This is a genomic window from Dermacoccus abyssi (assembly GCF_003515945.1).
Lineage (GTDB): Bacteria > Actinomycetota > Actinomycetes > Actinomycetales > Dermatophilaceae > Dermacoccus > Dermacoccus abyssi.
The window spans coordinates 22,689-45,119 of record NZ_QWLM01000007.1 but is presented as its reverse complement, the minus strand read 5'-3'; the positions used below and the strand labels follow the sequence as shown (position 1 = coordinate 45,119).

At 69.2% G+C, this 22,431-nt stretch carries 22 protein-coding genes; 6 read left to right on the top strand and 16 right to left on the bottom strand.

Going from position 1 to position 22,431, the window contains the following annotated elements:
* Positions 1 to 22: 22 nt before the first annotated feature.
* Positions 23 to 1,258, bottom strand: a complete 1,236-nt coding sequence (locus D1832_RS07535) for a hypothetical protein (protein WP_147362637.1) — start codon at positions 1,256 to 1,258, stop codon at positions 23 to 25.
* Positions 1,259 to 1,263: 5 nt separating this feature from the next.
* Positions 1,264 to 1,839 (bottom strand): RNA polymerase sigma factor ShbA, encoded by a 576-nt coding sequence (gene shbA / locus D1832_RS07530; RefSeq protein ID WP_225910837.1) that lies wholly within the window; start codon positions 1,837 to 1,839, stop codon positions 1,264 to 1,266.
* A gap of 194 nt (positions 1,840 to 2,033) precedes the next feature.
* On the opposite strand from shbA, the gene D1832_RS07525 reads away from it, so the two are divergent.
* Positions 2,034 to 2,255 carry an RNA-binding S4 domain-containing protein gene (locus D1832_RS07525; protein ID WP_118913313.1) on the top strand — a complete coding sequence of 74 codons (222 nt, stop codon included), beginning with the start codon at positions 2,034 to 2,036 and terminating at the stop codon, positions 2,253 to 2,255.
* 278 nt (positions 2,256 to 2,533) lie between these two features.
* Here the strand turns inward: D1832_RS07525 and groL are convergent, their stop codons facing one another.
* Positions 2,534 to 4,144, bottom strand: a complete 1,611-nt coding sequence (gene groL, locus D1832_RS07520) for a chaperonin GroEL (RefSeq protein WP_118913312.1) — start codon at positions 4,142 to 4,144, stop codon at positions 2,534 to 2,536.
* 144 nt (positions 4,145 to 4,288) lie between these two features.
* Positions 4,289 to 4,582, bottom strand: a complete 294-nt coding sequence (gene groES, locus D1832_RS07515) for a co-chaperone GroES (protein WP_118913311.1) — start codon at positions 4,580 to 4,582, stop codon at positions 4,289 to 4,291.
* A gap of 287 nt (positions 4,583 to 4,869) precedes the next feature.
* Here groES and D1832_RS15770 point away from each other — a divergent pair, with 287 nt between their 5' ends.
* Both D1832_RS15770 and D1832_RS07510 read left to right on the top strand, forming a co-directional pair.
* Positions 4,870 to 5,019 (top strand): hypothetical protein, encoded by a 150-nt coding sequence (locus D1832_RS15770; RefSeq protein ID WP_241510916.1) that lies wholly within the window; start codon positions 4,870 to 4,872, stop codon positions 5,017 to 5,019.
* An 11-nt stretch (positions 5,020 to 5,030) separates the two neighbouring features.
* Positions 5,031 to 6,146, top strand: coding sequence for a class I SAM-dependent methyltransferase (locus D1832_RS07510; protein WP_241510915.1), 1,116 nt, complete (start codon positions 5,031 to 5,033; stop codon positions 6,144 to 6,146).
* 98 nt (positions 6,147 to 6,244) lie between these two features.
* On the opposite strand, the gene D1832_RS07505 is transcribed toward D1832_RS07510, so the two are convergent.
* The 8 genes from D1832_RS07505 to D1832_RS07470 all read right to left on the bottom strand — a co-directional run bounded on the left by D1832_RS07505 (position 6,245) and on the right by D1832_RS07470 (position 14,048).
* Complete coding sequence (locus D1832_RS07505) at positions 6,245 to 7,993, bottom strand: glycoside hydrolase family 3 protein (RefSeq protein WP_118913310.1); 1,749 nt, start codon at positions 7,991 to 7,993, stop codon at positions 6,245 to 6,247.
* Positions 7,990 to 9,048, bottom strand: a complete 1,059-nt coding sequence (gene tsaD, locus D1832_RS07500; RefSeq protein WP_118913309.1) for a tRNA (adenosine(37)-N6)-threonylcarbamoyltransferase complex transferase subunit TsaD — start codon at positions 9,046 to 9,048, stop codon at positions 7,990 to 7,992. Before tsaD ends, D1832_RS07505 begins: the two co-directional genes overlap by 4 nt.
* A complete protein-coding gene (rimI, locus tag D1832_RS07495) occupies positions 9,045 to 9,542 on the bottom strand; it encodes a ribosomal protein S18-alanine N-acetyltransferase (RefSeq protein ID WP_047311782.1) in 498 nt (165 codons plus the stop codon). The genes tsaD and rimI overlap by 4 nt, the downstream gene beginning before the upstream one ends.
* Positions 9,539 to 10,222 carry a tRNA (adenosine(37)-N6)-threonylcarbamoyltransferase complex dimerization subunit type 1 TsaB gene (tsaB, locus tag D1832_RS07490; RefSeq protein ID WP_118913308.1) on the bottom strand — a complete coding sequence of 228 codons (684 nt, stop codon included), beginning with the start codon at positions 10,220 to 10,222 and terminating at the stop codon, positions 9,539 to 9,541. The genes rimI and tsaB overlap by 4 nt, the downstream gene beginning before the upstream one ends.
* Positions 10,223 to 10,299: 77 nt before the next feature.
* Positions 10,300 to 10,785 carry a tRNA (adenosine(37)-N6)-threonylcarbamoyltransferase complex ATPase subunit type 1 TsaE gene (gene tsaE / locus D1832_RS07485; protein ID WP_118913307.1) on the bottom strand — a complete coding sequence of 162 codons (486 nt, stop codon included), beginning with the start codon at positions 10,783 to 10,785 and terminating at the stop codon, positions 10,300 to 10,302.
* Positions 10,782 to 11,996, bottom strand: a complete 1,215-nt coding sequence (gene alr, locus D1832_RS07480; protein ID WP_118913306.1) for an alanine racemase — start codon at positions 11,994 to 11,996, stop codon at positions 10,782 to 10,784. The genes tsaE and alr overlap by 4 nt, the downstream gene beginning before the upstream one ends.
* Positions 11,997 to 12,013: 17 nt before the next feature.
* A complete protein-coding gene (locus tag D1832_RS07475; RefSeq protein ID WP_241510914.1) occupies positions 12,014 to 13,696 on the bottom strand; it encodes a bifunctional ADP-dependent NAD(P)H-hydrate dehydratase/NAD(P)H-hydrate epimerase in 1,683 nt (560 codons plus the stop codon).
* Between the two features lies 1 nt (position 13,697).
* On the bottom strand, positions 13,698 to 14,048 hold the full coding sequence (locus D1832_RS07470) for a holo-ACP synthase (RefSeq protein WP_118913305.1): 351 nt from the start codon (positions 14,046 to 14,048) through the stop codon (positions 13,698 to 13,700).
* A gap of 128 nt (positions 14,049 to 14,176) precedes the next feature.
* Here D1832_RS07470 and D1832_RS07465 point away from each other — a divergent pair, with 128 nt between their 5' ends.
* Both D1832_RS07465 and D1832_RS07460 read left to right on the top strand, forming a co-directional pair.
* Positions 14,177 to 14,383 (top strand): DUF2510 domain-containing protein, encoded by a 207-nt coding sequence (locus D1832_RS07465; RefSeq protein ID WP_118913304.1) that lies wholly within the window; start codon positions 14,177 to 14,179, stop codon positions 14,381 to 14,383.
* Positions 14,384 to 14,395: 12 nt separating this feature from the next.
* A complete protein-coding gene (locus D1832_RS07460) occupies positions 14,396 to 14,893 on the top strand; it encodes a hypothetical protein (protein WP_118913303.1) in 498 nt (165 codons plus the stop codon).
* A 92-nt stretch (positions 14,894 to 14,985) separates the two neighbouring features.
* Here the strand turns inward: D1832_RS07460 and D1832_RS07455 are convergent, their stop codons facing one another.
* A complete protein-coding gene (locus tag D1832_RS07455; protein ID WP_118913302.1) occupies positions 14,986 to 16,521 on the bottom strand; it encodes an HNH endonuclease signature motif containing protein in 1,536 nt (511 codons plus the stop codon).
* An 809-nt stretch (positions 16,522 to 17,330) separates the two neighbouring features.
* On the bottom strand, positions 17,331 to 19,184 hold the full coding sequence (gene glmS, locus D1832_RS07450) for a glutamine--fructose-6-phosphate transaminase (isomerizing) (RefSeq protein WP_118913301.1): 1,854 nt from the start codon (positions 19,182 to 19,184) through the stop codon (positions 17,331 to 17,333).
* Between the two features lie 124 nt (positions 19,185 to 19,308).
* Between glmS and coaA the strand changes: the two genes are divergently transcribed.
* Positions 19,309 to 20,271, top strand: a complete 963-nt coding sequence (gene coaA / locus D1832_RS07445; RefSeq protein WP_241510913.1) for a type I pantothenate kinase — start codon at positions 19,309 to 19,311, stop codon at positions 20,269 to 20,271.
* 81 nt (positions 20,272 to 20,352) lie between these two features.
* Here the strand turns inward: coaA and D1832_RS07440 are convergent, their stop codons facing one another.
* Both D1832_RS07440 and D1832_RS07435 read right to left on the bottom strand, forming a co-directional pair.
* A complete protein-coding gene (locus D1832_RS07440; RefSeq protein WP_118913299.1) occupies positions 20,353 to 20,778 on the bottom strand; it encodes a hypothetical protein in 426 nt (141 codons plus the stop codon).
* 171 nt (positions 20,779 to 20,949) lie between these two features.
* On the bottom strand, positions 20,950 to 22,377 hold the full coding sequence (locus D1832_RS07435) for a PhoH family protein (RefSeq protein ID WP_118913298.1): 1,428 nt from the start codon (positions 22,375 to 22,377) through the stop codon (positions 20,950 to 20,952).
* Between the last annotated feature and the right edge of the window lie 54 nt (positions 22,378 to 22,431).

The following is a 22,431-nucleotide window of genomic DNA, read 5'->3' as shown; positions in this document are numbered from 1 at the left end:
TCAGCGTTGTGCGCATTCTCACCTAGCGCGTCGGCGTGGCGGTTTCGTTCGGCACCGGCTCCGCCGTAGCGCTCGGCTCGAGAGGCGTTGAGGACGCCTCGATCGACGGCCTCGGCATGAGGTACCTGAACCGGTTGCGCGTCTTCTTCTCCGCCTTCGTCAGCGCACCGCTTCCGGAGGAGGCCTTGTGTGAGCCGCGTGTCGACCTCGGGGAAACGCTCGAGGTGGGGCGAGGGGTCGGCTTCGTCGTGGAGGGCGAGCCCGAGGAACTCGAGGAGCCCGACGTGCCTGTCGAACCCGAGGGACCGGTGCTCGGCGACGTCGTCGACGGACCTGGGGTGGACGGCGTGCTCGGCTTCGTGGTCGTCGGCGGCTGCGTGGACGACGGCGAGGGCGGCGTCGTCGGACGCGGCGGACGCGTCGTGCTCGGCGCCTGCGTCGGTCGGGTGCCCGTGTTGGGCCGGTACGTCGGTACCGCCGGGCGCTGACGGTCGATTCGGGTCGCGGCGACGACCGAGCGGTCGAGACCGGTACGGCGCTGCTCGACCCGAGGCCAGGAGTCGCTCGGTGCCGTTTCCTTCGGAGCGGCGGACGTGCGGGGCCGCGCAGCGCCCTCGGCGTGGCCGTCCGTGCGATCCGGCAGCGCCTCGACACGCTTCTTCGCCGGCTTCTGCGGCGCTGCTGGTGCGTCGGTCGCCGTGGCGCGAGGCACCTCATCGGCCAGCACGGAGGGGTTGTGAGCCTTCGTCGAACTGAGCGTGAAGGAGTCGAGGGACGGTAGGCGTGCCCCACCGACAGCGGCGGCGACGGCGGACAGGGAGAGCACGAGACCCGCTGCAGCGGCCGTAGCGCCGGTTCGCACGCGGGCAGCCGGGGCCAGGCCCCACCATCCGCGGCCGAGAGCAGCGGCCACTCGGCCGTCGCCCGAGGCACTGTACGTGCCGCCGCGAGGGCGCGGCGCGGCCGTGACAGGTCCGGGTTCGACGGACTCGGCCTCATTGGACACCGCGTAGGCGGCGCGAGCTGCCCGCGTGACGCGTCGGGGCTCGACCGTGAACGTGGCCTCGGCCTCGTCGTCGATGTCCTGTGCCCAGGCGGCGAGCATGTGAGCGACATCGTCCGGCTCGTAGGTGCCGGCGTCGATGTTCGTGTCGGCGTTGGACTCGTCCGCGTCGAAAAGGCGTGCGCCGAGGACGTCGAGGAGTTCGTCGTCGCGGGCGATCTCGAAGAGATTCGTGTCGCGGGATGCGTCGTTCACGTGGCTCACCTCAACTCCTGGCCGGAGGCGTCGTGCAGCTTGCGCAGCTTCGCGAGCGCGCGGTGCTGGGCGACGCGCACGGCGCCGGCCGTCATGCCGAGGCTGCGGGCGGTCTCCTCGGCGGAGAGGCCGACGGCGACGCGGAGCGTCAGGATTTCGCGGTGCTGTTCGGACAGGCCGCCCATGAGCATCGAGAGGCGCTTGGCGGTGTCGCCGCTGACGGCCATCTCCTCGGGGCCGGTCGACAGGTCGACGCCCTCGGGGATCTCGTCGGTGGGCACAGCCGCGCGGAAGGCGCCTCGCTGCACGTCGGCCACCTTGCGCGAGCAGATGGAGTAGACGAAGGCCTCGAAGGGGACGCCGCGCTCGACGTAGCGCGGAAGCGCCTGCAGGACAGCCACGCACACCTCCTGAGCGGCGTCGGCGGCGAGTTCACGCGAGGCGCTGAAAGCGCCGAGACGGGCTGACGCGTAGCGCAACGCCATCCGGTGAACGTCGTCGAGGAGTTGGTGTCGTGCTGCCGGATCGTTGTCCTGAGCGGCAGCCACGAGGTCGCGCATCGGCGCTTCCTCGGATGACATCGGCGTGGACGGTAGGTTCGTTACACGCGCGCGGGCATGGGACACCTGGGGCCAGGAGGCCCCTCCCATGTATCCACCTTCGAGCGCCATGGCCTACTCCAGTCACGGATGTGCGCGGTTCACGGTCAGCGGTTGCGGCCCCCACGGTAACCACACCACGGGGTGCACGGCGAGTTCGGTGCGAGAATGTGGCCATGAACTCACCCGTAGACGTTCCGATTCGCGACGAAGCCATCAAGCTCGGTCAGCTGCTCAAGTTGGCCAACCTCGTGGAGGACGGCGCCGAGGCGCGCATCGTCATCATTGAGGGCCTCGTGACGGTCGACGGCGAGGTCGACACGCGCCGTAGCGCCCAGATTCCGGTCGGCGCCGTGGTGTGCCTTGAGGACGAGTGCGTGCGCGTCACCCGGCGCTGACAGCCGAACACAGGCGCCTCCGCATCGCCTTGTAACCAGGGCCACTCGCAAAGCCGCGACCCTCTCCCCCAACGAAACCGGGCCACGCGCAAAGCCGCAACCCTCTCGCTCAACGCACCCACGCTGGAAGCAGACCGCGCAGAAAGACGCCCTCCCGCGAGCTTGCTCGTGGGAGGGGCGTCTTTCAAGCCCCGAAGCGCTGTCGCACCGAGCGCGCGGGGTTCCGGGCGAGCCTGCGAGCCCGGAACCCCGCGCGCCGGAAGACGGCGCGAGGGAGATCAGTGCGTGTGGCCGTGACCTGCCGCGGGTGCCTCTTCCTCTTCCTTCTTCTCGACGACGAGGGTGTCGGTCGTGAGAACCATGGAGGCGATGGAGGCGGCGTTGGTCAGTGCGGAGCGCGTGACCTTGACCGGGTCGATGATGCCGGCTTCGACGAGGTCGATGTAGTCGCCGGTGGCGGCGTCGAGGCCCTGGCCGACGGGCAGTTCGCGCACCTTGGAGACGGCGACGTAGCCCTCGAGACCGGCGTTCTCGGCGATCCAGCGCAGCGGCTCGGCGATGGCCTTGCCGACGAGCGTGGCGCCGGTGGCCTCGTCACCTTCGAGCTGGAGGGAGTCGAGCGCGGAGGCGGCGTGGATGACGGCGGAGCCACCACCGGCGACGATGCCTTCCTCGATGGCCGCGCGCGTGGCCGCGATGGCGTCCTCGATGCGGTGCTTCTTCTCCTTCATCTCGACCTCGGTGTGTGCACCGACGCCGATGACGCAGACGCCGCCGGCGAGCTTCGCAAGACGCTCCTGGAGCTTCTCGCGGTCCCAGTCGGAGTCCGTGCGCTCGATCTCGGCCTTGAGCTCCTTGACGCGGCCCTCGACTGCGTCGCCCTGGCCGGCGCCGTCGATGATCGTCGTGGAGTCCTTCGTCACCTGGATGCGGCGAGCCTGGCCGAGGACGTCGAGGTCGGCGGCCTCGAGCTTGAGGCCGACCTCCTCGGCGATGACCTGGCCGCCGGTGAGGATGGCGATGTCCTGCAGCATGGCCTTGCGGCGGTCACCGAAGCCGGGGGCCTTGACGGCGACGACGTTGAACGTGCCGCGGATCTTGTTCACGACGAGCGTCGAGAGGGCTTCGCCCTCGATGTCCTCGGCGATGATGAGCAGCGGCTTGCCGGACTGGACGACCTTCTCGAGGACGGGCAGCAGGTCCTGCACGTTCGAGATCTTGCCCTGGTTGATGAGGATGTAGGCGTCCTCGAGAACGGCCTCCATGCGCTCGGGGTCGGTGACGAAGTACGGCGAGAGGTAGCCCTTGTCGAACTGCATGCCCTCGGTGTACTCGAGCTTCGTCTCGGCGGTGGAGGACTCCTCGACCGTGATGACGCCGTCCTTGCCGACCTTGTCGAACGCCTCACCGATGAGGCCACCGATGGTGGCGTCCTGGGCGGAGAGCGAAGCGACCTTGGCGTAATCGTCCTTGCCGTCGACCGGGCGCGCGTCGGCGAGCAGCTGGTCGTTGATGGCGGTGACGGCCTTGTCGATACCGCGCTTCAGGCCGGCCGGGGCCGCGCCGGCGGCAACGTTGCGCAGGCCTTCCTTGACGAGGGCCTGGGCGAGAACCGTGGCGGTCGTCGTGCCGTCACCGGCGACGTCGTTCGTCTTGGTGGCGACCTCCTTGGCGAGCTGCGCGCCGAGGTTCTCGTACGGGTCTTCGAGCTCGACCTCACGGGCGATGGTGACACCGTCGTTCGTGATGGTGGGGGCGCCCCAGGACTTGTCGATGACGACGTTGCGGCCCTTCGGGCCGAGGGTCACCTTGACGGCGTTGGCGAGCGCGTCGACACCGCGCTCGAGCGACTTACGCGCGTCGTCGTTGAATTCGAGGGTCTTGGCCATGATTCAACCTCTCTTGTTGATACCGCGCGAGGCGGCGTGGAACGGGAGCCTGCTGCGTGAGTTCACGTGCGGCTGGAGGGAACGCAATGCCCCGGCGGGCCGACGTGGGCCACGGCCGGGGCATGCGCGCACGGAGTGGGATCGTCAGGCGACGACGGCGAGCACGTCGCGAGCGGAGAGGATGAGGAACTCCTCGCCACCGAACTTGACCTCGGTGCCGCCGTACTTCGAGTAGATGACCTTGTCGCCCACGGCGACGTCGACCGGAACGCGGTTGCCGTTGTCGTCCACGCGACCCGGGCCCACGGCGATGACCTCGCCCTCCTGGGGCTTCTCCTTGGCGGTGTCCGGGATGACGAGGCCGGACGCGGTGGTCTTCTCGGCCTCGACGGACTTGACGACGATGCGGTCTTCCAGCGGCTTGATGTTCACCGACACGGTGGCACCTTCCTTGTTGCGACGGTCCGCTCGCGCGGACGTGACGGATGCTTGTCCACCCCTGCCCACGCCACGTGGTGTGGCATGACAGCGCGCGTTGCCGCCTCGCCGTCGCGGGGGTCGAGGTGACGTGCTCGCTGGCACTTACCCAGGGGTGAGTGCTAACTCCGAATTTATTGCTCGGTTAGCACTCGGTCAAGCCGAGTGCCAGGTGGAGGGTCGGCGTTCGCTCAGGGCGCACAGGCGGGGCGGGTCTTGGTTGGAAGTTCGCCTGAAAGAATGAGCCCATGGATGCCGCCGCCGCGCACGCTCTCATGTCCGACGAGGGTCGTGAACTGCTCGCATCGCTGCCGCCCTACGACGAGAAGAACGCCGTCGCGCTCACCTCCCGATTGCGGGATCGGGACTACTCCCCGAACTCGTCGCCGCCGCGCTGACGCAGAGCCGATTGCGGGCGAAGGCCGTCACGAAGTTCGGCGCGAATGCCGAGCGGATGTTCTTCACCCCGGACGCCCTCGAGCAGGCCACTCGCTCGGCCGTGGCGGCTCTGCACGCCGAGCGTCTGCGGTCGTCCGGCGCCTCACGCGTGGTCGACGGCGGGTGTGGCATCGGCGCGGACGCCGTCGGTTTTGCTCGTGCCGGCCTCGACGTCATTGCCGTGGAAGCCGACCCGACGACGGCCGAACTCGCTCGCCACAACCTGGCGCCCTACCCCGCCTCACGCGTGGAGACGGGGTTGCTCGAAGACCTCGCACCCGAACTCCGCCGGGAAGCCCCGGACGCCGCGTGGTGGTTCGACCCTGCCCGGCGCATCCCGGGCGTTGCCGACATCCACGGCCGAACCAAGCGAACCTTCTCCCTAGCCGCGCTCTCGCCCGACTGGGAACTCGTCCAGCAACTCGCCGCTGATGCCCCGGCTGCCGGCGCCAAACTCTCCCCCGGCCTCGCGCACGGCGACATCCCGCCCGACTGCGAGGCGGAGTTCGTCTCGTACGCCGGCGACCTCGTCGAAGCGACGCTTTGGTGGGGCCAGGCCGTTCGCGACGAAGGCACGACGGCGACGATCGTGCGGCCGACCGACAAGCGCGCCGACGGTTCCGCCAACGCAGACAGCAGCGGCGACAGCGTCGAGCTTCGCCACGTCACGACGCCCGACGCTGCCGACGCCTCGGGGGCCCTCGCGCGTCGCGCCGACCTCGGCGCCTTCTTCTACGAGGCCGACAAAGCGTTGACGCGTAGCGGTCTCGTCGGCGCGTTGCTCAACGCCGTCGACGGGCGCGAGTTCACGGCCGGGTACGGGTACGTCACCGCCGACGCGCTCACCGACATCGGTCTTCTCGGGCGCGCATACCGGGTGCTCGACGCCGTTCCGCTGCACGTCAAAACACTCCGCTCCTACCTGCGCACGCACGACGTCGGACGCCTCACGATCAAGAAGCGCGACGTCGACCTCGACGCCGACGCCCTGCGTCGCCAACTGAAGCTCAAGGGCTCCCGGGCCATGACAGTCGTGCTCGTCAACCTCGACGGCGAGCGTGCTGCCCTCGTCGTGGAGCCTGCCTGACCTGACCTGCCACAGGTCGCACCTGGACGACCGCCGCTGCCCCCGAACTGAACCCGCCCCCTGACTCAAGGGGCTGGAGCTTCAAACAGCGCGCGAAGTCACGAACAGGCCGAGTCGCCCACCTCGTTGTCACCGACGGCAACCGGCAGCGTGCCGCCCGCCTTGGCCTTGCCCGCAAGGATGTCCGCGAGCGCCGCGAACGTCGACGGCGTGTCGCCGTACGTCGCGAGACCGACGGCTCCGGCCGGTCGCGAGGCGAGGACGTACGGGGTGTCGAGCGCGACCTGAACGCCGGCCTTCGTCGAGGAACCGGCACCCGAACCACCAGCGGAATCGGCTTCCGAGCCGCCGTCGGCCGACGCCTTACCTGCGTTGTACGACCCACCGGCGATGAGCGAGACGCGTGTGCCGGACGAGCCGACCGTGATGCCGCGGGCCGAGAGGGCCTTCGTCAGTTCCGCGCGGTCGGAGGTCGATCCGCCGTCGAGGCGGACGCTCTTGCCGACGAGCGGCCTGTCGCATGAGCCACCGAGCTGGGTGATCGACTCTCGCGCGAAGTGCTCGGCGTCCTCGCCGTGCGCGCCGACGACATTCGTCGCCGGAGCCTTGACCTGCTGGTGCCGCGTCGTCGCGACGATACGGGCAGCCGATTCCACGAGCCGTTCGCGCGTCAGCTCACCCGAGGCCACGGCCTTCTCGATGGCGGCGACCGACGCGGTGGCGTTGGCCGGCATGAGCACGACGTCGGCGCCCGCCTTGAGCGCTGAAACGGCTGCGGCGCCGCCCTTGTCGAATTTCTTCACGATGGCGCCCATGTTCATGCCGTCGGTGACGACGAGGCCCTTGAAACCGAGCTTGTCGCGCAGTTCGCCCGTGAGCACCTTGTGCGACAGGGTCGAGGGCACGTTCGGGTCGACGTCCTTGAGCACGATGTGCGCGGTCATGACGGCGGGTGCCCCCGCCTTCACGGCGTTGGCAAACGGCACCCAGTCGCGCTTGGTGAGCGCCGAGACCGGCTGCGACTGCACCGCGTAGTCGACGTGGGTGTCCGTCGTCACCGAGCCGTGGCCCGGGAAGTGCTTGATGACCGGCACGAGACCGGCCTCCTGGAAGCCCTTGACCTGCCCGTTCACCGCGCGCGAGACGCGCTGCGGGTCGCTGCCCGGCGAGCGGACGGCGATCGTCGGATCCTGCGGGCCGACCGTGACGTCCGCGTCGGGGGCGAACACCATCGTCACGCCGAGGGCTCGCAACTCCTGGCCCTGGCCCTTGGAGATCTTCGCGGCGAGTTCGGCGTCATCCGCGGCGCCGTACGCCATACCGCCGGGCAGCTGCGTGACGGGCGCCTTGATGCGCGCGACGGGGCCGCCCTCCTGGTCGATGCCGATGACGGCGGGCCACGAGCGTCCCGTGTCCTTCATCGCCTGCTGCGCGGCGGAGGTGATGGCAGGCAGGCCGGCCGTGACGTCCTGCGGCACGTTGTCGCCCATGATGATGACGCCGCCGAGGCCGTCCTTGCGGATCGCCGCGGCAGCCGCCTCGCTCTGCGAACCCGGGTAGTACCCGACGATGACCTGCCCCGCGAGTTGCTTCGTCGTGAGCTTCTCGACGTCCTTCTTCGCCTGGGCGAGTTCGGCCTCCGTCGGCAGTCCGGCGTCGGCGCTCGTCCGGTTTTGGCCCTGGGAGGAGCTGCCGGACCCGCTCTTCGAGGAGCTCGAAGCGCCGGTCGAGGGCTTGTCTCCGTCGGGCGAGCCACCGCTGCAGCCGGCGAGAGCGAGTGCGCCCGTGGCGGCGAGCGCCGTCAAGCGCACCCGAAGCGTGGTCGTGGCAGACATCGTGGTCGTCATCCCATCACCTGTCCGATCGGCATCGAGGAGTCAGCGGGCACATCGAGCGCGGACGGCTCGATGCCCTTCGCGACGAGGTGTGCCCCGAGCGTGGCCACCATGGCGCCGTTGTCGGTGCACAGGCTGAGTTTCGGCACGCGGATGGCGATGCCGGCCTTGCCGCAGCGTTCTTCGAGCAGCGCACGCAGACGGGAGTTGGCCGAGACGCCGCCGCCGACCATGAGGTTGTTGCACTCGTAGTCGCGGCAGGCCATGACGGCCTTCTTCGTGATGATGTCGACGACGGCTTCCTGGAAGGACGCGGCGACGTCGGCGACAGGTACCGGCTCCCCGGCGGCTTCGCGGGTAGCGACCCAGCGCGTCACGGACGTCTTGAGGCCGGAGAAGCTGAAGTCGTAACGGTGCTTCTCGAGGTCCTTCTTCGTCGAGAGCCCGCGTGGGAACGCGATGGCCTTCGAGTCTCCGCCCTGGGCTGCCTTGTCGATGTTCGGGCCGCCCGGGTAGGGCAGGCCGAGCACGCGGGCGACCTTGTCGAACGCTTCGCCGCACGCGTCGTCGATCGTGTTGCCGAGGCTGCGCACGTCGGTGGCGATGTCCGGCACGTAGAGCAGGTTCGTGTGCCCGCCGGAGACGAGCAGACCCATGGTCGGCTCGGGCAGCGGGCCGTGGTCGAGGATGTCCACGGCCACGTGCGCGGCGAGGTGGTTGACGCCGTACAGCGGCTTGTCGAGGGCCACGGAGAGTGCCTTCGCGGCGGCGACACCGACCATGAGCGCGCCGGCGAGGCCGGGCCCGACGGTGACGGCGATGGCGTCGACGTCGGTGAGCTTCACTCCGGCGGTGTCGCACGCGCGACGCAGTGAGGGCAGCATCGCCTCGAGGTGGGCGCGGCTCGCGATCTCGGGCACGACGCCGCCGAAGCGGACGTGCAGATCCATGCTGCTCGCCACCTCGTTGGCGAGCAGGGTGGTGCCGCGCACGATGCCGATGCCCGTCTCGTCGCACGAGCTCTCGATGCCGAGAACCAGCGGCCCCCGAGTCGTGGTGATGCTCATGAGGTCTCCAGGAGTTTGCGCATGATGACGGCGTCGACGTCACCGGGTTGGTAGTAGCGGCGGCGCAGAGTGAGGCGCTCGAAGCCGGATCGTTCGTAGAGGCCGAGGGCGGGCTCGTTGTCGGCGCGCACCTCGAGCAGGAGAGCCTCGGCGCCGGTCGCCGCCGCGGCGTCGACAAGGTGGGTGAGCAAGCGCTTTCCGACGCCTGTGCCGCGGGCCGCATGGGTGACGGCGATCGTCATGACGTCGACCGCGCTGCCGCCCGCGTCGAGGCCGGCGTAGCCCAGCACGGTCTCGTTCGCGTCCTCGTTACCTGCGACGGCGACGACGTACTGGCGACGCGGGCGCTCGGCGAACTCGGCCCACCACGTCGGTTCGCTCCACGCGTCGTGATCGAAGAGTTCGGCGTCGAGACGCGCGAGGGTCTCGATGTCCCGCCAGGTCGCGTCGCGCAGGCGGACGCTCGCCGGGGCGTCGGTGGTCGTGGCGTTCACTTGCCGAGGACCCGGGCGTTGGACGCGGCCGCGGCGGGTACGGCGTCCGGGCGACGTAGGTAGAGCGGCTCGGTGGTCAGCAGGCGCTCCCCCGCCATGACGCGTTCGATGGCGAGCGCGGCGATGTCGGCGGCGTCGACGTCGAGGAGGTCCTCGTGGCCGCCGGTGGCGTCCTGCAGGTGGTCGCTGTACAGCTGGGCTCCGCGACCGATCGCGGGAATGTCTCCAACGTGCTCGGCGACGACGGCTGCCTTGTCGACGGCCGGTTCACCCGGCGCGATGCGGTCGGCGTCGAGGTCGTAGCGGGCCCAGTAGACCTCCTTGCGGCGCGCGTCCGTGGCGACGAGCAGCGGGCCCGTCATGCCGGAACGTCGGGCGCGGTACGCGAGGGCGTCGAGGGAGCACAGACCGCCGACCGGAAGGTCGAGGGCGTACGCGAACGTCATGGCCGTCATGATGCCGACGCGCAGACCGGTGAACGGGCCGGGGCCGACACCGACGGCGACGCGGGAGAGGTCGGCGGGTGCGACACCGGCGTCACGCATCATGGCGTCGATGGCCGGAGCGAGGATCTCGGTGTGCCGACGCGCGTCGATCGTCGAGGTGCGCGCCACAACCTTTTCGGCGTCGTGGAGCGCGGCCGTGACGGCCGAGGTGGAGGTGTCGATCGCGAGAAGCACCGACCCAGCTTATCGAGGCCCGGCAACTGCGCCGATCACACGCGCCTCGACGGCGGTGCCGTGCGGCGTTGCGTGCGTCAGTCGAGTCCCAGTTCGGAGGCGAGGTCGATGTCTGCCCAGCGTTCCCCGGCCGTCTCGATCGTCGCGGTGCGGTCGTCGAGGCCCGTCAACGTGAGGTGAAGGCGATCGTCGGAGAGCGCCTCGGCCATGCCGGCGCCCCATTCGATGACGGTGACGGCGTCGTCGAGCGAGGTGTCGAGGTCGAGGTCGTCGAGTTCGCCGAAGCCGCCGAGGCGGTAGGCGTCGACGTGGACGAGGGCCGGGCCGTCACCGAGCGAGGGGTGTTCGCGGGCGATGACGAACGTCGGGCTCGTGACGTCACCGCGCACACCGAGCGCTTCGCCGAGAGCGCGCGTGGTCGTCGTCTTCCCTGCCCCGAGGTCGCCCGTCATGACGATGACGTCTCCGCGACGAACGATGCGGGCGAGTGCACGTCCGAGGTCGGCGGTGGCTTGGGCGTCGGGCAAGTAGCGGGTGCCGCGCAGGCGTAGGTCGTCGCTCATCGGGTGAGTTCCTCGCTCAGGTCACCGCAGTAGATGCGTGGCAGGCGGATGCTCATGCGTGTGACGATTTCGTAGCTGATGGTGTCGGCGGCGTCGGCCCATTCCTGCGCGGTGGGCCCGGGTGTCCCGTCGGCTGCACGTCCGAAGAGAACGGCTTCGTCGCCGGGCTCAACTGCGGCGTCACCCATGTCGACGACGAACTGGTCCATGCACACGCGGCCGGCGATGTGGCCGATCGTGCCGTTCACCATGACCGGAGCCTTGTTCGACGCGTGGCGCGGCACGCCGTCGGCGTACCCCGCGGGAATGTCGGCAAGGGTCGTTTCCGCATCTGTGACGTAGGTGTGGCCGTAACTAACGCCCTGGCCTGCGGGGACGCGTTTCGTCACGGCGACGTGGGCCGTCACCGACATTGCGGGGTCAAGACCGAGATCCTGGGGCGCGGCGAGGTCCGGCGCGGGCGAGAGGCCGTAGAGCGCGAGGCCGACGCGCACGAGGTCGAAGCGCGACTCGGGCACGAAGATCGCGCCGGCGGAGTTCGCCATATGCCGCACCTCAAGGTGAAATCCGGCGTCGTCACAGTCCTTTTCGGCGGCGCGGAAGCGGTCGATCTGGGCGGCGACCTCGGGGTGGCGCGGTTCGTCGGAGCGGACGAAGTGGGTGAACAGACCGACCACCTCGACGAGGCCCCTCCCCCGCGCCTCGCGGGCGGCGGCCACGAGCTCGGGCCACTGGTCGCCGTACGCGCCGTTGCGGGCCATGCCGGTGTCGACCTTGAGGTGGACACGGGCCACACGCCCGGCGGCCTCGGCGGCTATCGCGACGTCGCGCATCATGGCTGCCGACGAGACCCCGAGGTCGATGTCGCGGCGGATCGCCGTTTCGAAGTCGGAGCCGGGCGCGAGCAGCCAGCACAGCACGCGGGCGTCGATGCCGGCGTCGCGTAGTGCGGTGGCTTCGTGGAGTTGCGCCACTCCCAGCCAGGTCGCTCCCCCACGCAGCGCGGCGCGGGCCGTCGGCACGAGCCCGTGGCCGTAGGCGTCACCCTTGACGACAGCCATGAGCTGGGCGTCGCCCACTCGCGCCCTGAGCGTGGTGGCGTTGCGCACGATGGCGTCGAGGTCGACGACGACGCGGGCCTGCGCACCTTCGAAGGCGAGCCAAGCGGGGTGGTCGGACGGCGTCGGGGCGTCGGCGGCGGGCACGTTCATAGCGACTCAGTCTCTCACTAGCGCGGGAAGCGTCCCGCACGGCGTTCCTCGTGCACCCGCCGCTGTTCGGCGACCAGTTCTGAGACGACGCGTCCCAGCGACGTGGCGACATCGAGGGCGCGGACGGGGCCGTCCGGGTTGGCGAGGTGCGCCGCGCGTCCGTGGGTGTACGCGGCGAGTGCGGCGGCGCTCCTGGGCTCGAGACCGGCCGCGAGCAGGACGCCGAGGAGCGCGGCGAGCACGTCGCCCGTTCCGGCGGTGGCGAGCCAGTGCGGGGCGCGGTTCTCGATGGTGACCGGGCCTTCGCCGGGCGAGGCGATGACGGTGACGCCGCCCTTGAGCAGGACGGTCGCGCCCGTCTCGTTGGCGGCACGGCGAGCCCACGTGACGGGGTCGGCTTCGACTGTCGAGCGTTCGACGTCGATGTCGCGCGACTGCAGGAGCGTCGCGAGCTCGCCGGCGTGGGGGGCGATGACGGTCTGGGCCCCTTCAGGGCGGACACCGGGCTCGAACCAGGTGAGCGCTCCCGCGTCGATGACGACGGGTTCCTCGGAGCGCAGAGCGGCCATGGCGGAGTCGTAGCGGTCGCTCTCGTGCTCGCGTTCACTCGGCCCGTCGATTCCGGAGCCCACGACCCACGCCTGCACGCGACCACTGCCGTGCACGACCTCCGGCGCCGCCGCCGTGACGGCGTCCTGTGCGCGACGCGGCCCGACGTAGCGCACCATCCCGGCTCCTGCCGTCACCGCCGCGACGGCACCGAGCACCGCGGCCCCCGGGAACGCGTCACTACCCGTCGCGAGACCCACCACTCCGCGCGTGTACTTGTGATCGCGCGGTCCGGGCACGGGCCACAAGTGCGCCAGGTCCGTACCGGACAGTCGCATGGCTTCCCGTTCGCCAAGGGGGAGGTGGACGCCGATGTCGGCCACCTCAATTCGTCCGTTCGCGGCGGGTGCCAGCATGAGCGAGGTCTTGGGCCCGCCGAAGGTGACGGTGATGTCGGCACGGAATCCTGGGGTGGGGCAGTCGACGGCCACCACGAATGCCTGGATCGGAATGAGGTCGGCGAGTTCCTGCCAGGTCGAAGCGCGCCCGGGATCGGCGCCGATTCCGAGGATGCCGTCGACGACGAGGTCGGCGTGCGCGAGCGCATGGGCGTTCTCACGGCCGCCGCCCTCGGGCTCCGCGCCGCTGTGGGAGGCGGACTCGTACCGGGCCACGTCGACGCCCGCTGCACGCGCTGCGGCAACGCCGTCGACGTGTGCCTTGTCGGCGACAAGGAGAGCCAGACACTCGATGCCGTCAACTGCGAGGTCGCGGGCAGCGTACAACGCGTCACCACCGTTGTTTCCGGGCCCAACCAGGACCACGACCCGCGGCGACGTCACGCCCCGCCGCTCGAGTTCGACAACTTCACGGCTGACGATGTCTGCGAGCCCCCTCGCGGCTCGCTGCATCAGAGCGCCGTTGGTGAAGTCGTCGCCCGTGGCTTTCTCAGCAGCGCGTACGGCGTCAACCGACCACGCTGCTCGAATGCCGCCGTCGAGGTCGTCCCGCCAGGCAGCAGCGGCACCATCCGCGTCCTGAACCTCCCCCGCGCTGTCGTCACACCGACCGCCATCGTTCGGGCTCAGCCGTCCCGATCCGTCTGGCGTAGACGCGGGGTTGTTCTCCTGGCGAAGGTCGTCATCCGCCATGTCAGCCCTCCGCGATGCAGACGGCGGAGGCGATGCCACCGTCGTGGGTGAGCGAGAGGTGAAGCGCGTCGACGTCGAGCGCGCTCATGCGAGCTTCAACGGTGCCGCCGGTGCGGAAGTAGGGCTGGCCGTCGCTGTTCTTGTCGACCTCGGCGTCCTGCCAGCTCATTCCGGGCGGCGCGCCGAGCGCCTTGCTGAGCGCTTCCTTCGCTGCGAAGCGGGCGGCCAATGAGCGGATCGGCAGGTCGCGCTCGCTCGGCGTGAACAGCCGGTCACGCATCTCCGGGGTGTCTGCGAGTTTCTGCGCGAACCGGTCAATTTCGACGACGTCGATTCCCACTCCAACGATCATTTCGCCAGTCAACCACGTCGGCCCTGCCGTGCGATGGAGGCCTTTCCCCCTCGTTGGAATCCAAGCGCCTACTCGCAGGTAACATCTTGGGTTGGCGCTCGCTCGGCGTCGCTCTCGAGAGGAATTGAATGTCAGACAACATGTTCTCCGCCGGTTGGTATCCAGACCCGGAGAATGCCCAGCAGCAGCGCTACTGGGACGGCCACGCGTGGACCTCGCACACGGCGCCGAACGGCACCACACCCACCCAGACGCAGCCGCTACCCGTGGCACGCCAGACGAACACCTTCCCTCGCGCTATGGAGGCGGCCCCCGCCAAGACGCCGTTCTGGTAGAAGAAGTGGGTCATGATCGGCGCCGGTGCGTTCGCAGCACTCGTCCTGATCGGTAGCCTCGCGCCGAAGGACGACCAGAACACCGCCGCGGCCACACAGCCGAGCACGTCGTCCACGACGTCGGCGGCACCGAGTACGACGCAGCCCACCACCGCACCCGCGGCTGCGCCCGCGTCTACCTCGTCCACCTCGTCAGCATCGGCGCAGGAAACGAGTGAGACCTCGACGCCGTCGGGCTCGACCAGTGAAAGCTCAACCACCACGATGGCTCCGTTCATTATGCCGAGCGAGGTCGGCAAGGGCCTTCAGGCTGCACAGGACCACATCCAGAGCGTCTCAGGTGACCCGTTCTACATCTCCCTGTCCGATGACGCTCTCGCGCTTGGACGCCCCCAGATCAACGACTCGAACTGGCACGTCTGCTCTCAGTCTCCGGCGCCCGGAAGCACTGTGACAAGCGACTTGGAGGTCACGTTCACGGTGGCCAAGCTGGACGAAGCGTGCCCGTGAGCTGCAACCAGGACGTCATCGCCCGGCCGATGAGCTGACTGATCTCGACGAGGGGCGCCGCCTGAAGGTGGCGCCCCTTTGTCAATTGCGCTTCAGGCCGCTGGAGCGGTGAAGACTGCCGGCTGCGGCAGCGTCGGGCCGCTGGGGAGAGTCAGCCAACGGTGGCCGGTGGGCGACTCCCAGAGGCACTCGCCGTCCGCCTGCATGACGACCGCGAAGCCGCCGAACGTCTTGGCGCGGTGGTGGTGACGGCACAGGCACTGGAGGTTGGCCGGGCTCGTCGCGCCACCTTCGGCGAAGGGAATCACGTGGTCGACGTCCGTGACGTCGGCCGGGCGGGTGCAGTACGGGAAGCGGCAGTGCCCGTCACGCGTCTTCACCGTGCGCTCGACCAGCGTCGCCGGTCGGTACGAATCGGTCACCGTCGCCAGCGTTGTGACGCGCTCGCCGTCGACGGCCACGAATTCAGAGACGAACTTCGTGCCGACTGCCCCGGCCAGCGCACGAACCGTGGCCGCATCGACGATTCCGACTCCGGGCACCTCCACGTCGCCGAAGGGCATGCGAACGTCGTCGCCGAACCACGCCGCCGCGTTCTTGCGGGCAGAGTTCTCCCCGGAGCATCCGGTAGAGCCGTGCGCGCGAGCGAGAACAGACCGCGACGACAGAGGTTCAGCGGGCGATGACGTCGGTGGGCGCACGGGGACGCGCAGGTGCAATGTCGTGGTGACGGTGGCCTGACCGAGGAGGAGGTCGACGAGGGCGTCGGCGCGGGATGGACCGGCGAAGAGCCCGTGGCCGGCTCCGTCACCACTTCTCGGCGCGTTGTCGCGCAGGAACTGCGCCCTCGCGTCGATGGCGGCTCGCACCGTTGCGGCATCGACCGAGTCGAGCACGACACGCATTTCGGTGAGTTGGTCGAACTCGAGGTGCGGGGAGAACCACACGCCCATCTCGCGGCGCTGTTCAACGGGATCAACGGGCCGCGCCAGACCGAGTGACCGCAGGAGGCGCTTCGTCTGCCGGCGGGCGCCTTCGACCGTCATCGTCGGGATACTGCCGGCCGCAAGAAGGCGGTTCACTTCGTCGAGATCGGGAGCCTCGACATGTTCGAGCTCGGACGCGATCGCGGCAACCGTGGCGAAGCGAACCTCACCGCGAAGGGCCGATCGAAGCAGTTCGGAGTGCCTGCAACGCAGCTGCGCGGCGTCATCGGCCATGGCGCCTGCTGCACCGGAACTCATGCCGAGGGCCGGTCCGAAGCTGTCGCCGGCGAATTCCCCCGGAGCGAGCGGGTACGAAACGTCGCGCAGGTGCTCGAACTCCAGCGCCTCGACCTGCCGCACTGCTTCGGCGTGCTCGGCGGCCATGACGCGCACGAGTGCATCAGCGGAACGAGAGATCGTGAGGACCGCGGCGGCCGCACCTTCGAGCTGGCGAGCCGTCTCCACCGACTCGGTGATGCGCTCGTCCAGCGACGCGCCGATCTCGGGCAGATCGAGCAGCGGCGAAACGCTCACGAGGGCTTGCTCGACCACAGCTTCGGTGAGCACCGTCCATGCAGCGAGCAACCGCTCGCGAGGCATGCGAGACACCGCGTCGGCGGTTATCTCGAGGTGCTGTTCCATGAACTCATTCTAGTACACTTGTTCGAACATGTGTAGGGGGCACTCCCCACAATTTCGCGGTCCGCCCAGACATTCCGCGACGCGCACCGTCAGCTCCGTGGGCACCGGGCTCAGCATCCGGATCACGGAGCCGGCGTCGACCCGGGGCGCGCGGACGCGCAGGAGCAACACACGCATAATGACTTTCCAAATGCGCGAGACATCGCACAAGTGGGGAAGCCCGAGCCGAATACGTCCCGACTTGCGCGACCAACCGCCCAAGTAGGAACCAAGCAAACGGGGGCCAGTGCGCGTCCATGACAAGCACACGAACGGTGACCAAAAGACAGGCGACCCAAGCACCAGCGACGTGACCCAAGAGGGCCAGCAGACACGTCTCCCGGCACCCCAGCCGACCACATCCACGCCCGAAGAAGTCCGCTGACGGTAGCCCGGCCGCGCCGCCCCCAACAGTGGCTGTTCCCCACAAGCGCGAAACGTCGCGCAAGTGGGTACCCCCGAGCCGAATACGTCCCCACTTGCGCGACCAATCGCCCGAGTAGGAACCAGGCCAACGAAGACGACGCGCGCACCAAGCACCCACGGCCGGCGACCAAAAGACAGGCAACCCAAGCACCAGCGACGTGCCGCAAGAAGGCGAGCGGACACGTCTCCAGGCACCCAAGCCAGCACCATCCATCTCGCCAACTTCGCCGTCCCGCCCATGGGCATGGCAGGCGATCACGCCGCCCATCCCCCACACCCAAACCCCACAAAACGAAAACCGCGCCGCCCCACAGGGTCGACGCGGTTTTCAGCGAAACAGAAGGTCACTCCACGGTGACGGACTTCGCGAGGTTACGCGGCTGGTCGACATCGAGGCCCTTAGCCGTCGAGAGCTCCAGCGAGAACACCTGCAGCGGCACGATGGCGAGCAGCGGTGCGAGCAGCGGAGCCGACTTCGGGATGCGGATGACCTCGTCGGCGAACGGCACGACAGCCTCGTCGCCCTCTTCGGCGATGACAAGGGTGCGAGCGCCGCGAGCGCGGATCTCCTGGATGTTGGAGACAACCTTGCCGTGCAGACCGTGCGGGGTGTCAGGGCCGGGCACGACGATGAACACGGGCTGGCCGGCGTCGATCAGCGCGATCGGGCCGTGCTTGAGCTCACCGGCGGCGAAGCCTTCGGCGTGGATGTAGGCGAGCTCCTTGAGCTTGAGCGCGCCCTCCATGGCGATCGGGTAGCCGACGTTGCGGCCGAGGAAGAGCACCGAGCGCGTGTCGGCCATGAAGCGGGCGATTTCGCGCACGCGGTCGAGGTGGCCGAGAAGCTCGTCGATCTTGGCCGGCATCTCCTGCAGTTCGGTCATGACCTTCTTCGCGTCGTCGGCGTACGTGCCGCCGCGCAGCTGCGCGAGGTACAGGCCGAGCACGTAGCAGGCGGTGATCTGCGCGAGGAAGGCCTTCGTCGACGCGACGGCGATCTCCGGGCCGGCGTGCGTGTAGAGCACGGCGTCGGACTCACGCGGAATGGTCGCACCGTGCGTGTTGCAGATGCTCAGCGTGTTCGCGCCCAGGTCACGGGCGTGCTTGACGGCCATGAGCGTGTCCATCGTCTCGCCCGACTGCGAGATCGAGACGACGAGCGTGCGCTCGGAAACGATCGGGTCGCAGTAGCGGAACTCGTGCGCGAGCGCGACCTCGACGGGGATGCGCGTCCAGTGCTCGAGGGCGTACTTGGCGACCATGCCGGCGTACGCGGCGGTGCCGCAGGCGACGATGGTGATGCGGTCGATGTTCTTGAGCTCGTCCTCGGAGATGCGAATCTCGTCGAGGGCGAGGCGACCTTCGGAGTCGGTGCGTCCGAGCAGCGTGTCGCGCACGGCGTCGGGCTGGTCGAAGATCTCCTTCTCCATGAAGGTGTCGAAGCCGCCCTTCTCGGCGGACGCGGCGTCCCAGTCGACGTGGAAGGTGTTGCCCTGAGCTGCGGAACCGTCGAAGTTCACGACCTCGACGTTCTGCGGCGTGATGACGACGACCTGATCCTGGTCGACCTCCATGGCCTCCTTCGTGTAGCCGATGAAGGCGGCGACGTCGGAGCCGAGGAAGTTCTCGCCCTCACCGAGGCCGATGACGAGCGGCGAGTTGCGGCGCGCGGCGACGACCTGGTCGGCGTTGTCGGCGTGCACGGCAAGGAGCGTGAAGGCGCCCTCGAGGCGGTTGACGACCTCGAGCATCGCGGCCCTCAGGTCACCCTTGTACGCTTTCGCGAGCAGGTGCGCGACGACCTCGGTGTCCGTCTCGGACGCGAACTCGACGCCGTCGGCGAGCAGCTCGTTACGCAGGGGGTGGAAGTTCTCGATGATGCCGTTGTGGATGAGGGCGAGCTTGCCGTCCGCGCCACCGCGGTGGGGGTGGGCGTTCGCGTCCGTGGGGCCACCGTGCGTGGCCCAGCGCGTGTGCCCGATACCGGTCGACGACTCGGGCAGCGGGTTCGCCTCGAGTTCGGCCTGCAGGTTGGCCAGCTTGCCGGCCTTCTTCGCCGTCGAGACGTGGTCACCGGTCACGAGCGCGATGCCGGCCGAGTCGTATCCGCGGTACTCCAGGCGCCCGAGACCCTCCATGACGACGGTCTGGGCGCGCTCGTCGACGCGCGGGCCGACGTATCCAACGATTCCACACATGGGCGACAGCTTACTCGGGGCGTCGGCCCCGGCACGAATACGCGGGAACGCGCGGCGCGGCCCGCCGGGCTGCGTTGTGCCGCACCGGCTCCCCGACACGCCCCGGCTACGGCACAATGACGGGGTGAGTCGCCCGCATCTGCCTCCTCTTCCGAGCCCGTACGTCGAACTGACCCGTGAGGACTGGGCCCGACTGCACGACTCGCGCCCCATCGACCTCACGTCCGACGACGTGCGTCGCCTCTCGGGTCTCGGCGAGCGGATCGACCTCGCGGAGGTCGAGGACGTCTACCTGCCCCTTTCCCGTCTCGTGAACTTTTACGCAGGCGCGACGAAGAGCCTGCACCGCATCACGAGCGACTTCCTCGACGAGCGCCCCGCCAAGACGCCGTTCATCATCGGCGTGGCCGGTTCGGTGGCCGTGGGCAAGTCGACGACGGCGCGCGTTCTGCGCGAACTCCTCGCCCGCTGGCCCGACACCCCGCGCGTCGAACTCCTCACGACAGACGGTTTCCTCTTCCCCAACGCCGAGCTGGAACGCCGCGGCATCATGGATCGCAAGGGCTTTCCCGAGAGCTACGACCGCCGCGCGCTCGTGCGCTTCGTCGCCGAGGTGAAGGGCGGCAAGGCCGAGGTCGAGGCTCCGGTCTACAGCCACCTCGTCTACGACATCGTGCCGGACGAGAAGGTCGTCGTCCGTCAGCCCGACATCCTCATCGTCGAGGGCCTCAACGTTCTCCAGCCGCCGATCCCGACGCCGGGGCAACCGTCGCGTTCGACGCTCACGGTCTCCGACTTCTTCGACTTCAGCGTCTTCGTCGATGCCCGCGAGAGCGACATCCGTCAGTGGTACGTCGACCGCTTCCTGCGTCTGCGCGGCACGGCCTTCGCCGACCCGGACTCCTACTTCCACCGCTACGCCGAGCTGAGCGACGAAGAGGCCGTCGACCGTGCCACCGCGATCTGGGAGAGCATCAACCTGCCCAACCTCGTCGCCAACGTCCAGCCGTCGAAGCACCGCGCCACCGCCATTCTGCGCAAGGGCGCCGACCATCACGTCGAGAGCGTCAAACTGCGCAAGCTCTGACACAACCTGGCTCCGGAGCGCCGGCGCCAGGCAACGACGAAGGCCCCGACTCGCGCGAGTCGGGGCCTTCGTCGGGGGATGTCAGCGGCGAACGGCGGAGCGTCCGTCACCGTCGAGGTCGTGTTCGTCGACGAAGTTGCGGTCTCCCTCGGCGAACTCGTCGTCAGATTCGTCCTGCGCGTCGCGCTCGGCCTCGTCGAAGTCGTCATCGAGGTCGTCGAGCGTGTCGTAGTCGTCGCGGTCGTCGAACTCGGGGTTCGCGCGCCGGTCGAGGGCCCACAGGCCGATCCAGACCCCGGCGAAGATCGCGGCGACCAAGAGGCCACCGAGCACCGCGCCCCCGAGGCCGAAGAGAATCTGCGAGCCGACGCTCGTACCCGATCCGTCGCTGAACTCGGGCGCAGCACCGGCGCCCGAGCGAGCACCGGCGATGATGGCGAGCACGGTGGCCAGGAACGCGACCACCCAATAGACGACCGCGAATCCCTTGCGGTGGATCAAACGCACAGTGAGCCTTCCTCAACATCGAGTCGGCGGCGCGTCGTCCCCGTCACGCACCGTCCGGCCACACACCCCCAGGGCGCGCGACGCAGTTCACGGTACAGATTCCATCCCGTCGGATGCTATTTGCCACACCGCCGACTTCGAGCGGCTCACAGGACGTGCATCATCCGGCCGTCAGGAGGCGAGGACGTCCGTGACGAGCGCGGCGATCGGGCTGCGCTCCGAACGTGTCAGCGTCACGTGCGCGAACAGCGAGTGCCCCTTGAGCTTCTCGACGACGGCCGCAACCCCGTCGTGACGGCCAACGCGCAGGTTGTCGCGCTGCGCGACGTCGTGCGTCAGGACGACGCGCGAGTTCTGCCCCATGCGCGACAGGACCGTGAGCAAGACGTTCCGCTCGAGCGATTGAGCCTCGTCGACGATGACGAACGCGTCGTGCAACGAGCGCCCACGAATGTGGGTTAGCGGCAGCACCTCGAGGAGGTCGCGGGCGATGACCTCGTCGAGAACCTCCTTGCTCACGACGGCGCCGAGAGTGTCGAACACGGCCTGCGCCCACGGGCCCATCTTCTCGTTCTCGCTGCCGGGCAGGTAGCCGAGCTCCTGGCCGCCGACGGCGAACAGCGGGCGGAACACGATGATCTTGCGGTGCGCGCGACGCTCCATGACGGCCTCCAGCGCGGCGCACAGCGCGAGCGCGCTCTTACCCGTGCCGGCCTTGCCGCCGAGGCTGACGATGCCGACGTCGAGGTCGCCCAGAACGTCGATGGCGATGCGCTGCTCGGCCGAGCGGCCGTGCAGGCCGAACAGGTCTCGGTCACCGCGCACGAGCTTGAGCACACCGCCGGGCATGACGCGGCCGAGCGCGGACGATGACCCGCCGGCGCTCGTCAGGACGACGCCCGTGTTGAGCGGCAGGTCCTCGATGTCCTCGAGCGCGAGGCGACCGGATTCGAAGAGGCGATCCACGTCGTCGGCGGTCACGGTGCGCTCGACGATGCCCGTCCAGCCGGAGTCGGGCACGCCGTCGGCGCGGTACTCGTCGGCGTCGAGCCCCACGGCAGAGGCCTTGATGCGCATCGGCAGGTCCTTGCTCACGACCGTCACATCGTGGCCTTCGGCCGCGAAGTTCGCCGCCACCGCGAGGATGCGCGAGTCGTTGTCGCCGAGGCGGAAGCCGGCAGGCAGTGCTGACGGGTCGGTGTGGTTGAGCTCGACGCGCAGCGTGCCACCGTTGCCGACGGGCACCGGGTGGTCGAGGCGCCCGTGCGTCACGCGCATGTCGTCGAGCAACCGCAGGCACTCGCGGGCGTAGTAGCCGAGTTCGGGGTGGTGGCGCTTGGCCTCCAGTTCGGTGATGACGACGACCGGCAGCACGACGTGATGTTCCTCGAAGCGCAGCACGGCCCGCGGGTCGGAGAGCAACACCGAGGTGTCGAGCACGTACGTCTTCGTCGCCGTATCGGCCCGTCCGTCGCCGTCACGCGGGGCCGTTTCGGCGTCCTTCGTCGTGATGTCGCGCTCGAGAAGGTGGCCATCGAGAAGTTGGCTATTGAGGACGCCCGTGGCGCCCCCGTTCGTGCTGGAGTACGCCAGAGTCATCGTCGATCCTCGGGTCCCTCGTCGGTGCGCCCCGCCGTCGGTGGGGCTGCAAGA

Bases quoted from the DNA above. Each gene is read 5' to 3' on its own strand.
- shbA (WP_225910837.1), bottom strand. From the start codon at position 1,839: ATGTCATCCGAGGAAGCGCCGATGCGCGACCTCGTGGCTGCCGCTCAG.
- D1832_RS07525 (WP_118913313.1), top strand. From the start codon at position 2,034: ATGAACTCACCCGTAGACGTTCCGATTCGCGACGAAGCCATCAAGCTC.
- groL (WP_118913312.1), bottom strand. From the start codon at position 4,144: ATGGCCAAGACCCTCGAATTCAACGACGACGCGCGTAAGTCGCTCGAG.
- D1832_RS15770 (WP_241510916.1), top strand. From the start codon at position 4,870: ATGGATGCCGCCGCCGCGCACGCTCTCATGTCCGACGAGGGTCGTGAA.
- D1832_RS07505 (WP_118913310.1), bottom strand. From the start codon at position 7,993: ATGACGACCACGATGTCTGCCACGACCACGCTTCGGGTGCGCTTGACG.
- tsaD (WP_118913309.1), bottom strand. From the start codon at position 9,048: ATGAGCATCACCACGACTCGGGGGCCGCTGGTTCTCGGCATCGAGAGC.
- tsaE (WP_118913307.1), bottom strand. From the start codon at position 10,785: ATGAGCGACGACCTACGCCTGCGCGGCACCCGCTACTTGCCCGACGCC.
- alr (WP_118913306.1), bottom strand. From the start codon at position 11,996: ATGAACGTGCCCGCCGCCGACGCCCCGACGCCGTCCGACCACCCCGCT.
- D1832_RS07475 (WP_241510914.1), bottom strand. From the start codon at position 13,696: ATGGCGGATGACGACCTTCGCCAGGAGAACAACCCCGCGTCTACGCCA.
- D1832_RS07470 (WP_118913305.1), bottom strand. From the start codon at position 14,048: ATGATCGTTGGAGTGGGAATCGACGTCGTCGAAATTGACCGGTTCGCG.
- D1832_RS07465 (WP_118913304.1), top strand. From the start codon at position 14,177: ATGTCAGACAACATGTTCTCCGCCGGTTGGTATCCAGACCCGGAGAAT.
- D1832_RS07460 (WP_118913303.1), top strand. From the start codon at position 14,396: ATGATCGGCGCCGGTGCGTTCGCAGCACTCGTCCTGATCGGTAGCCTC.
- D1832_RS07455 (WP_118913302.1), bottom strand. From the start codon at position 16,521: ATGGAACAGCACCTCGAGATAACCGCCGACGCGGTGTCTCGCATGCCT.
- glmS (WP_118913301.1), bottom strand. From the start codon at position 19,184: ATGTGTGGAATCGTTGGATACGTCGGCCCGCGCGTCGACGAGCGCGCC.
- D1832_RS07435 (WP_118913298.1), bottom strand. From the start codon at position 22,377: ATGACTCTGGCGTACTCCAGCACGAACGGGGGCGCCACGGGCGTCCTC.